The sequence below is a fragment of the Algoriphagus terrigena DSM 22685 genome (assembly GCF_000429445.1).
Classification (GTDB): domain Bacteria; phylum Bacteroidota; class Bacteroidia; order Cytophagales; family Cyclobacteriaceae; genus Algoriphagus; species Algoriphagus terrigena.
This window is the reverse complement of record NZ_AUBW01000009.1, coordinates 204,953-216,218: the sequence shown is the minus strand read 5'-3', so window position 1 is coordinate 216,218 and position 11,266 is coordinate 204,953. Positions and strand designations below refer to the sequence as shown.

At 49.4% G+C, this 11,266-nt stretch carries 7 protein-coding genes; 3 read left to right on the top strand and 4 right to left on the bottom strand.

The features are described 5' to 3' along the window. Window positions 1-45 precede the first annotated feature (45 nt). Both G459_RS0110210 and G459_RS27200 read left to right on the top strand, forming a co-directional pair. Window positions 46-444 carry a transposase gene (locus G459_RS0110210; RefSeq protein WP_026967570.1) on the top strand — a complete coding sequence of 133 codons (399 nt, stop codon included), beginning with the start codon at window positions 46-48 and terminating at the stop codon, window positions 442-444. After that, entirely contained in the window at window positions 441-1,385 is a 945-nt protein-coding gene (locus G459_RS27200) for an IS3 family transposase (protein WP_084454453.1), read from the top strand. Before G459_RS0110210 ends, G459_RS27200 begins: the two co-directional genes overlap by 4 nt. Before the next feature lie 762 nt (window positions 1,386-2,147). Here the strand turns inward: G459_RS27200 and G459_RS0110200 are convergent. The 4 genes from G459_RS0110200 to G459_RS0110185 all read right to left on the bottom strand — a co-directional run bounded on the left by G459_RS0110200 (window position 2,148) and on the right by G459_RS0110185 (window position 8,798). Continuing rightward, a complete protein-coding gene (locus G459_RS0110200; RefSeq protein WP_026967569.1) occupies window positions 2,148-3,584 on the bottom strand; it encodes a SusD/RagB family nutrient-binding outer membrane lipoprotein in 1,437 nt (478 codons plus the stop codon). A 13-nt stretch (window positions 3,585-3,597) separates the two neighbouring features. Continuing rightward, a complete protein-coding gene (locus tag G459_RS0110195) occupies window positions 3,598-7,044 on the bottom strand; it encodes a SusC/RagA family TonB-linked outer membrane protein (RefSeq protein WP_245588160.1) in 3,447 nt (1,148 codons plus the stop codon). Between the two features lie 123 nt (window positions 7,045-7,167). Continuing rightward, window positions 7,168-8,148: a FecR family protein gene (locus tag G459_RS0110190; protein ID WP_026967567.1), complete on the bottom strand. Its 981-nt coding sequence runs from the start codon at window positions 8,146-8,148 to the stop codon at window positions 7,168-7,170. Window positions 8,149-8,273: 125 nt separating this feature from the next. Then, window positions 8,274-8,798, bottom strand: coding sequence for a sigma-70 family RNA polymerase sigma factor (locus G459_RS0110185; RefSeq protein ID WP_026967566.1), 525 nt, complete (start codon window positions 8,796-8,798; stop codon window positions 8,274-8,276). Window positions 8,799-9,036: 238 nt separating this feature from the next. On the opposite strand from G459_RS0110185, the gene G459_RS0110180 reads away from it, so the two are divergent. Next, the gene (locus G459_RS0110180; protein WP_035455591.1) at window positions 9,037-11,265 is read left to right on the top strand and encodes a TonB-dependent receptor; all 2,229 of its coding nucleotides are present in this window, start codon (window positions 9,037-9,039) and stop codon (window positions 11,263-11,265) included. Window position 11,266 lies beyond the last annotated feature (1 nt).

Here is an 11,266-nt window from a genome sequence, read left to right as displayed (position 1 = left end):
TGTCATTCTCTGAAATAGGTTGACCGTTTTAAAGCCAAGAAAGAAATGCTAAAAACGGGAAAAAGGATCAATTCACGTCGTGAATTTTCAGAAGGATTCAAACGTAAATTGGTTGATGATTTTGAAAAGGGTGTGATGTCGGTACTCCAGATGGAGCGGCAGTACGGAATTTCAAACAAATCTATTTACAAGTGGATCTATAAGTATTCTACCTACAACGAGAAAAACATCTGTATCGTGGAGATGAAAGACAGCCAAACCCATCGGGTAAAAGAACTGGAAGAAAAGGTCAAGGAGTTGGAACGGGCCGTTGGCCAGAAGCAGATAATGATTGATTATCTGGAGAAGATGATTGATCTGGCAAAGGACACTTATTCCATCGATGTCAAAAAAAACTCCAACACCCCACACTCTGGTGGTTCCAATCCAACAGACAAGTCATGAGCTATTCCCTTAATGAACTCTACCGAACTGTAGGAGTAAGCAAACAGTCGGTTCAGCAGGCTAAAAATCGGCAGGAATCCTTTGACCGGGAGTTGTCTGAACTGATTGTATTGGCCAACCAGCTCAAAGCAGAGCATCCCGGGTGTGGGGTTGAAAAGATGTACTATGCGCTAAGACCGCACTTCATGGGAAGGGACAAGTTCTGTGAGCTTTTTCTGGAGCTGGGCTATGGGGTCAATCGGGTGAAGAATTACCATCGGACCACCTTCAGTGGAGCGCTATACTATCCTAATCTAATTGAAGGGATGTGTGTCACCAGGCCTTTTCAGGTGATCCAGAGTGATATCACTTACTTTCAACTTAAAGGCGATCATTATTACTTGGTGTTTATCATAGATGTGTACACTAGATTGATCGTCGGGTACGCCGTGAGCGATCACCTGCGCACAGAAGCGAATATCAGGGCATTGAAGAAGGCTTTGGGGATCATGAACTGTACTCCTTGGGATACTATCCATCATTCAGACCGGGGATCGCAGTATGGGAGTCATGCCTATACCCAGTTGTTGTCCGGCCAAAAGATTCATATCAGTATGGGATTAGTCGCTTGGGAAAACCCCTATGCAGAACGGATCAATGGCATTATCAAGAATGAATACCTGAAACGATGGGCAATCCGTGACTTCAAAGAGCTAAAGAGAAAAGTGGCCAAGGCGGTCAGCCATTACAACGAAAAACGGCTCCATCGGGCGTTTAATATGAACTACACCCCCATGGAGTTTTACCAAAAACTGATAGATTTACCTACCCAAGAAAGACCGACGGTGAATATTTATACCGAAGGAAGACAAAACTTCTTAGGGACATCGAGCCCCTTCGAAGTTTACCCAAGAGAAGAACCTCTGGCTCATAATTGTCCGATGGAATTAAATAAATGTTGAACCAAACGGTCAACCATATTTAGGGAAGTACAGACATCGGTCATCCGCCATCCAACACCGGTCATCCAACAACAGCTTCAGCGGACAACCCGACAACGCGCAGCAGACGACTACCAACCTCCCATCTCCCTTTACGATGCTTCATAGATACCTGCACGATACTCCCTAGATACTTGCATGATACCCGCATGATACCCCGTACATACCTGCATGATACTTGTATGAAACCTGCACTTTCGTCCCACGGATTCCGCAATTCCAGTTATACAATCTATGACTTCCTGAAGACAAGATGATGCCTGCCCCAACCCAACAACAGCTTCAGCGGACAACCTGACAACTGCTCAGTAGACAGTCAGCATCGGTCATCCAGCATCTAACAGCCCCGCACCACCAAAGCACCACCAAAGCAACACCAAAGCAGCATCAAAGTAGCATCAAAGCTACATATAGGCTAGGTTTTGGATCACTCCGGCATTCATGTCAAGTCCACAGAATCCATAGATTCCACAGAGTCCATAGAATCCACAGATTCCTTGAAATCCTCCTGTTGTCCTGCTTCCCTCGGCTCCTCGCCGTTTGCAATGTAGAGGTCCTATCATCCGATTTGCAATCTGACTCCCCGTCAACCCGACAACAGCTTTAAGTCAGTTTGCCGTCAACTTATTAGAGGACTGGACATACCAATCAAAAAAGCCCCAGTCACACGACCGGGGCTTTTCACGTCTTTGTTAAACCAACTTAGGTTTACCTCGGGATCGTTTACTTTTCCCACCAAACTTTTGTATTGATATCATCTCCACCCATCCGGGCCACTGCCGCGCTGTAATTCTCCGGATTGTTGATCTGCACGGAGACGGGATACTGATACCTCACGGGCATGATCTGGTTGTTTAGCATGCCCGCATTTTTGGGCAGTACCGGCAGACCTGTCCTCCGGTATTCAAACCATTGCTGGGTGTCATTGAAGTACAGCGCCACATACTTTTGGAGCATGATCCGCTCCAGCGTACCGTCAAAGGATGCGGCCGGATTGTCAAAATAGCCTCCGGAGATTTCCACGCCCCACTGTTCCATGGCGGCTTTTACCGCTTTCTCGTAGTGCTGCTTTGCGTCAGTGGCGATCACACCTCGTTGCGCCAGCTCAGCCTTGATAAATTCTACCTCAGCGTAGGTCAGGATCAGGGAGATCATCGGAGCCTGTACCAAGGCAATGTTATGATTGCTTGGGATAAACTTGAACTGATTCTCGTTGCCGTCAAATCCACTCGGGATGCCTTTGTAGCCAATGGTCGTGGTCCCATCCATCTCCCGCGCCTGAGTCATAAACTTGGGTCTTCGCGGGTCGTTCAGGGCATTCAGTTGGTCGGCAAAAAACTCCGAGATAGACCTGAAAGTCGTAAAGTCAATGGCCCTGCCCCAGGGAGAAAGATTTGGCGTCACGCCGGTAATCTGTAGGATTCCGGATTCCGCCGTGGTCGTAAAGACCGGATAGGTCGCCGGATCATTGACCATCGTGGCAAGCTTTTCAAAGGCATTCATCTCCTCGCGTTTTGACACTCTCAGCAACAATCGCATGTGGAGCGAATTGGTGAATTTTCTCCATTTCTTCACGTCGTTGTGGAACAGGATATCGTCACCGTAGATCATTGCCTGCGTATCGTCGTAGAGCGTATTTGCCCGCTCCAGATCGCTGAATATCTGAGTATAGACTTCTTCCTGGGTGTTAAAAGTCGGTTGGAAGATCCCGTCTTCACCCCGGCTGGCCTCATCCATGGGGATGTCTCCGAAGCTATCCGTCAGCTGGCTCAGTGTCCAGGCCCGTAGCGTCAGCGCGATCGCCTCGTAGTTCACATCAGCGTTTGCAATAGCAGAGGCTTCCATCTCCTTGATATTTACCAACCATTTGTAATGGTTGTTCCAAGTTGAATTGCCCGCGGACTCGGTAATGTCGTACCGGTGAATGCCCCCATTGGTGCTCGGAAACGGCAAGGCCACTTGCATGATCTGGAAGGTGAAAGCATCCGCTCGATCGGTGTTGAAACTGGCCACACCGTAGATGATCGGGTTCAACAGGGTGCCTGGGCTGATTTGGTCGATTCGGTTGGGGTCTGTGTTGATTTCTTCGAAGTCCTCTGTGCAGGAGGTGGAAGCCCAAACCAGCGATCCAATCAAAAGTGTTGCGATATATTTGTTCATAGTACTATTCTGATTAAAACTTGAGGGTAAGATTCACGCCCATGGTTCTCGTAGAAGGCAGTTGGCCCATCTCCACGCCCGGCAGCAAAGTGCCTCCATTGAGCGCAGCGGTCTCCGGATCATACATTGGGAAGTCCGTCCACATCGCCAGATCCCGGCCGTAGACTGCTATGGATGCCTGACTGATGCTCGTTTTCTGCAAGAGCTTCGCCGGAATTGCATACTCGATCCTCGCTTCCCGAAGCTTGATGAATGACGCGTCGAAGGAGTTGGATTCCACATTGGCCCTTCGGTAGTAGTCCGCGTAGTAGTCAGCAAGGTTTACCTGCTTGGTGTTGGGAGAGAAGGATCCGTCGCCATTGGCGATCACCCCTTCGCCTACGATGTAGCCATCTTCCCGTCCCTTAAGCGTATGTTCCAGTTTTCCCTGCTCGGACATCTTGTGGTGAGTCTGGGAATAGACAGTCCCGCCGTACTGGCCGTCAAACAGGACGCTTACGCGGAGATTTTTGTAAACGAACTCGTTCCTGAAGCCAGCTTTCCACTTCGCATAGGCATTGCCGATGTATTGGATCTCAGCAGGTCTGGCAGGAAGGCCATTGGCTCCATACACGACCTGCCCGTCTGGAGATCTCACAAATCCAAATCCGTAGATATCGCCGGTAGTTCCCCCGACTTTGGCAATGATGGACGCGTTGCCGCCGGTACCGATCACCTGACTTCCATCGACCTCATCGGGAAGGGAAAGCACTTCGTTGTTGTTCTTTGCCCAGGTGATAAAGGAATTCCACTGGAAGTCTTTTGACTTGATCGGGCTGCCGCTTAACACCAGCTCCACGCCTTGATTTTTGACCGTTCCGGCATTTAAGATTGCACTGGAAAATCCGGTCGTAATGTCCACCGGCACCTCAAGAATTTGGTTTTTGGTTTCGGAGATGTAGTAGTTCAAGTCAATGCCCAGGCGTCTTTGGAAAAAGATCAACTCGATGCCGCTCTCAAAGCTGCTCGTAATCTCCGGTTTGAAGTCCGTATTGTAAAGTGTCGAAGGAACGGATGCCGAGCCTGGGAATTCGCTTTGACCGTAGTATTTGGAGGTCCGGTAGGGCTCAGTGTCATTGCCCACCTGCGCTCCGGATACTCTGAGCTTCGCAAAAGAGATCTGGGAAGGAAGCGTAAATATGTCGCTCAACACAAAGCTGGTGCTGACCGAAGGGTAGAAGAAGCTGTTGTTTTGAATAGGCAAGGTGCTCGACCAATCATTTCTTCCGGTAATATCCACAAAGACCTTTTCATCAAAATCCACCGTCATCAAGCCATAGAGCGAATTGATCACCCGGTTGGAATTGCTGGTGGAAAGCACGGGATTGTTTACACCGTTTGCCAGCTTATACACCCCCGGAATCACCAATCCATCCACGTAGGCACTCATCATCCGGTATTTTCTGCTCATGTGGTTTCCTCCGACACTGGCTCTCAGAGAGATCTTCTCTGCGAGATTTCCTTTGTAGGTGAATAGGAAATCGGAGTTCTGCTCGTAGTTGGAGATGTACTGTTCCCGATAGTAGCCGCGTTGGAAATTGGCGGTACTGTAAGGCCTTTGCTGCGCTCTTTCCTCTTGACTCATCGCCAAACCTGTACGCAGCATGAGTTCAAAATGCTCGTTGAAGGCGTAGTTAGCCGAGATGTTGCCGAAGACCGAATTGTTGTTGACCGAGTTGGTCATCTCATAGGCAATCAGGTAAGGATTGTCTATAAACGAGCTGAACGGGTGAATTTGGTCGACATTCTCCTGGCCTGATTTCCAAATCGGTCTGTACCAATCCAGATCCACATTTGGGTTTTGAAAGATCATGAAATAGGCGATCGACTGGTTGTTGTAACCTGTCGCCGGTAGATTGTCCGAGTTCTTGTTGGTATAGTTGGCCTTCACGTTCAAACTCAGTTTTTTGCTGACCTGCTGAGATCCTGAAATGGCCGCTACCAGCCGGTCAAACCCCGTGTTGGGCATGATCCACTCGTTTTTGGTCTGGGTGATGGAAGCGCGGAGAGAACCCGTTTCACTGCTTCCATCCAGCGCAATTGCGTTGATCATGTTAAATCCGGTTTCCCAGAAGCCGGTCACATTGTCCTCGTAGGGTCTCCAGAGTTCACGCTCAGCAGAGGGACCTTCCAGCGTTGGATCGTATTGGAAATACGATTGACCGTTAAATTTGGGCCCGAAAGCACTGCTTGTACCGCCAGTGCTCGCTCCATCTTCGGAGGCGCCGTAGCTGTAGTACAGCTCCCCGTCTGCATTGAAGGCTCTGCCGGTACCCTGTCCGTATTCATATTGAAAGTCAGGCCATCTCAACACATTCTGGAGACTGAAGTTGGAGTTGATCGTGACTCCCAGTCCTTTGGTCTTCTTTGCACCGCTTTTGGTGGTGACAATCAATGCCCCGTTTGCCGCCCGGCTCCCGTAGAGCGCGGTGGCACTTGCACCCTTGAGCACGGTGATGTTTTCGATGTCATCCGGATTGAGATCCGCGATTCCATTGCCGAAATCCACCGGCACATCGTTTCCTGACCCTGCACCATAGGCGTTGCTTACTCCAGACGAGGTCAATCCAGAGTTCATCGGAACGCCATCTACGACGATTAGCGCGAAGTTACCGTTTGGATTCAGGGAATTGTCTCCTCTGAGGCTGATTTGGGAAGAGTTCATCGGGCCCGAACCTGCGGAAAGTACGTTGAGACCAGCCACTTTTCCCCTGAGCGCATCTGACCAGTTGTTGGATCTGGCGTCCAGCAGTTCTTCCGAGTCCACCTTTTGGGTGGCGTATCCCAAGGCTTTTTCCTCCCGCTTGATGCCCAAGGCAGTGACTACGACCTCGCTGAGGGAATCACTTTCCAGCTGCATCCGAACCGTTAGTTCAGTTTGGTTTTCGATCAGGATCTCCTGTCTGTCAAATCCTACATAGGAGAATACCAAAGTTTCTCCCGAATCGACAGTCAGTGAAAACCGGCCATCCAAGTCAGTCGTGGTGCCCTTGGTGGTGCCTTTGATGATGATGTTGACACCAGGGAGAGTCTCACCCGTCTCGGCATCCGTCACCGTGCCGGAGATCGCAACGCTGTTTGCAGTGGCTGCTTGAACAGGCACTTTTTGCTGGGTGCTTACAGCAATGGTCGAGTTGATTTGCTTAAACTTTAGGGAGGACTGGGCTGAAATCAGCTCAAGGATCGTCTGAAGATCAGATCGCTTGGACGAAAAACTCACCTTTTTGCTCAGATCCAGACCACTCTCATAGGAGAACCGGAAGTCGGACTGGTTTTCGATCTGTCTGAAGGAAGCTGAAAGGGATAGCTCTTCCGAAGAAAAGGAAATCAGAGTTTCCTCTAATTTCTGCGCGGAAAGTCCGCTGGCAAACACCATGGAGTGGAGCCAGCAGCTGAGAAGGCAAGCCGTAAATAGTCTCATAGCCAAGGTTTTTAAGGCTGGTGGTAACTTTTTTTTCATAGATTTGAAAGGTTCAAGTGTAAGAATGTCGAAAGCGTTTTGCCCTGGACAGAATGGATTCGTTGGCGCGGATCCATTCGCTTTTTAGGGGCAGTTTTTGAAATGGAGTGTTACATTTTTTCCGTTGAGTTCATAAGTGAAAGGGATCGAATACTGGATCAGCTGGAGGAGATTTTCCAGGCTTTGGTTTTCGTAACTGCCGGAGATTTCGCAGGTGATCTTTTTGGTAAGATTGTGGGTGATCTTGACGCCGTACCAGTCTTCCAGGATTTGGATCATTTCGGACATACCCGTCTTTTGAAAAGCCAAGACGTCTTCGGTCCATGCGAAAATCGGATCGCTGGAAGGCATCTCACTGACCGCTCCTGACTGCTTTTCGTAGTCAAGTCTGAAGTTGGGATGAAGCATAAAGTTGGCTTCCAATGAATCGGACACCTTGACCAAGCCGGTCTTTACCGCGACCACTTCCGGTTGGCCGGGCAGCGTTTTGATCAAGAAGGAGGTGCCGAGAACCTCGGTGGTCAGATGGGCGGATTCGACCCGGAACGGATGCAGACTGTCCCGTTTCACTTCGAAAAAGGCCTCGCCCTCTAGCTTGAGAAACCGCTGTTCTGTAAAATTCTCCGCAACCTGAATCGTTGTGCGGTGAAACAGCTGGACAGTTGAGCCATCCGGCAAGCGGATCTTTTTGATCATTCCGGTTCCGTTTTTAAAGGTCAGGAATGAGATCTCCTCCTTGCTCGGAAGATCATCCTGAAACAGACGCTGCCCAAACAGCACAAGTCCAATCACCAAGATCACCGAAGCGGCAACTTTCCATATCACTGATCCACGGGCATTGGAGTCAGGACGATCCCCTGCTTTTTTGTCAGATCTATGGTTTTGGATCTTTGAAAGCAGCTGCTCTTCGATCTGGGATCGTGTCCGGCCCTTATGATCTCTGATTTCCAGTTGTTCGCTGCCAGCTTCATCATACCACCCGTTGAAGAGGTCGATCTCGGATGGCGTAGCTTTGCCCCGGAGTATCTTGCTGATGACCCGAGAGAGGGTAGGGTGGATTCTCATTGGATTTGGCATTCACCTTATCAGTGGAAAAAATGCCAGCCGACTACCGCCCGATTCGATTAAGTATTTGTGAATGTTGTCCGGTCAAAAATAACCTCCGGGTAACAAGGACTGCCTGAGATCAGCTAGGCAGTTAGAAGCAAGGCAAGCACTGGTACCAGATGCTTTAATTCACCCCGCATGATTTTGAGGGATTTTGAAAGCTGATTGTGGACGGTTTGAGGGGAGATCTTTAGCTTTTCTGCGACCTCATCGACGCTATAGCCTTCCAGTCGGTTCATCCGGAAGATGAGACCGGCTCGGGGAGGCAGGGAATCTACTGCCAGCTCGATTTGGCTGTACAGCTCCTCAAATGCGAAAACATCCTCCTCGTAGTAGCCCGGCAAGTCGTCTGTGTTGAGGGTTCGGATCTTTGCCTGCTCGTCAAAATACTTCATCACCTGATACTTCACGGCAGTGAGCAGGTAGGCCTTGATTCCGCTTTTTATTTCGAGGATATGGCGTCTATTCCAGATATCTATGAAGATCTCCTGGATCAGATCTTCTACGACGGCTTGGTCTCCGATCTTCCGATAGGCGCTTTGGTACATCAGCTCCCAATGTTCCTTGAAGACTTGATCGAAAAAAGCAGGATTGGAGAAGACTTGCATAGACCTTGGCGGAGGTAGATCCAAAAATAGCCGCGTGATCAGGAAATCAGGAATCCGGGAGGTTATGCTTTTATTAACAGATTTTCGGGAGAGGCAATTGTTGGTTTACTCATGGCTATATATAGAATGGCTCTGGAGGCTACTCCGCTGATCACATTTCCATCACTTTTTTATAATGCAACATTGTTTCATAAATGTAGGGCTTTTATGTTTGCAACATAATTGCATTTAGATACCTATGGGCAAATTTTTACTTCTAATCTCGGGACTGTTTTTTTCAGAAGGGTTTTCTGAATCATTTGCCAGACCCAATGTCCCCTTAATTTCCCTCCAACTGGACTCTGTAAGGACATCAGCGGCATCGGACACTGTTCCGAAAGTTCAGGATCTGGAAGAGGTGGTGGTGATGGATCAGAAAGAGATAATCCAAAGGCAGGAATCCAACAGCGTTGAACTGGTCAGGCAGGACTTTATCCGGGAGAATCGGGGAGGGAGTCTCATGCAGTCTTTGGAGCGTGTGCCGGGTATTACGTTGATCAGTATAGGATCCGGCGCCTCTAAGCCACTGATTCGTGGATTGGGATTCAACCAGGTGATGGTGGTGGAGAATGGAATCAAGCATGAGGGGCAGCAGTGGGGTGCTGACCATGGCCTGGAGGTGGATCAATACGCCGCTGATCAGATCATGATCATCAAAGGTCCGGCGTCCTTCAAATATGGCTCTGATGCTATTGGCGGTGTGATAGATATCCGGGAAAAGCTGCCGCCGGCAGAAAACGGCATCGGAGGCTCTGTAGAATTTGGGTACCGGTCAAACAATGCCTGGTTCGGCGGCTCTGCCAATCTGTTTGCCAGAAAAAACAAGTGGTTTGGAGAAGGCAGGATCACAATGGCTGACTATGCGGATTTCAAAGTCCCGACAGATTCTGTGTTTGTGTATGATTTTGGAGTGGCACTTCACGATGGCCAGGTCAGGAATTCAGCAGGCAAAGAGCTGGATTTTTCTGGAAGAGTAGGGTATCTCGGGGAACATTTCCGAAATATCTTTTCACTGAGCAGCGTCAGTACCAAAGCTGGGTTTTTTGCCAATGCCCACGGCTTGGAACCCCGACAGGTGGACACGGAGCTGCATGACCGATCGAGTCGGGATATCCTGCTGCCTTTTCAGGAAGTCAGGCACACGAAATTGATCAATAAGGCCAGCTATGCTGCGGGGAATAATTTCCTGCAGCTGGACCTGGGCTATCAGCGGAATGACCGTGAAGAGTGGAGCCGATATGTCAATCATGGCTATATGCCGGCAACCTATCCGACTGAAATGCCTTATCCTTCCGACCTGGAGCGGGCATTTGATAAAGAGGTATTTTCTGTAAACCTGAAAGATGAGTTGTTTTTGGATCGGCACGAACTGGCTTTCGGAGCCAGCGGGGAATATCAGCATAATGATATCGGCGGCTGGGGGTTTCTTATCCCTGCGTTTCAGCAATATAGTTATGGGTTCTATGCACTGGATAAATTCAAACTCAATCCCGCTTGGCAGCTGACAGCCGGGCTGCGCTATGACCATAGCCAGATTCGTGCGGAGGAATACCGGGATTGGTTTCCCAGTGTGGAAGATGCTTCTCAGGCGACTGAGTCGGATTACCTGTACCGGGCAGAGGAATTCCGACGGGAATTCAACAGCGTGGTGTGGTCTGCCGGATTTAACTTTAATACCGCGGACCTGAGTCTGAAGGGGAATCTGGGAACCAGCTTCCGTATGCCGATCGCCAAGGAGTTGGCAGCCAATGGAGTCAATTACCATTACTTCAGATACGAGCGGGGGAATGCAGACCTTGATCCTGAGCAGTCTTTACAGCTTGATCTCGGAGTAGATCTGAAAAAAGAAAAGTGGCTGTTTTCTTTCAGCCCGTTTGTCAACTATTTCTCAAACTACATCTATCTCAATCCGACCGCAGAGTTGGATATTCTATACGGAGCGGGAAATCAGGTATTCATTTATACGCAGGCTGAGGTGCTGCGGTACGGTTTTGAGCTGAGTGCGATGCATCGAGTGACCGAGAATCTGAGCTTTGAGTTGATCGGGGAGTACGTCTACAGCGAGCAGATGTCCGGGGCCAAGAGAGGTTACACCTTGCCTTTTTCCCCGCCACCATCCGCCATACTCAATGCCACTTATAAGCCGCTGGCGAAAAGTGTTTTTACCGATCCTTATTTCGCAGTGGACTTTCGCTTGACAGCTGAGCAAAGCAACATCGTGCCTCCGGAGAAAGTGACACCGGGCTATCAGCTGCTGAATCTGCGTGCAGGTTCGGTGTTTTCAGTATTCCAGCAGCAACTGCAGGCGGACGTCCAGGTTCAAAACCTGTTCAACACTTATTACCTCAATCACACGAGTTTCTACAGGCTGATCAATCTGCCGGAGGCAGGCAGGAATATTACCCTTTCCCTGAGCTATCAATTTTAAA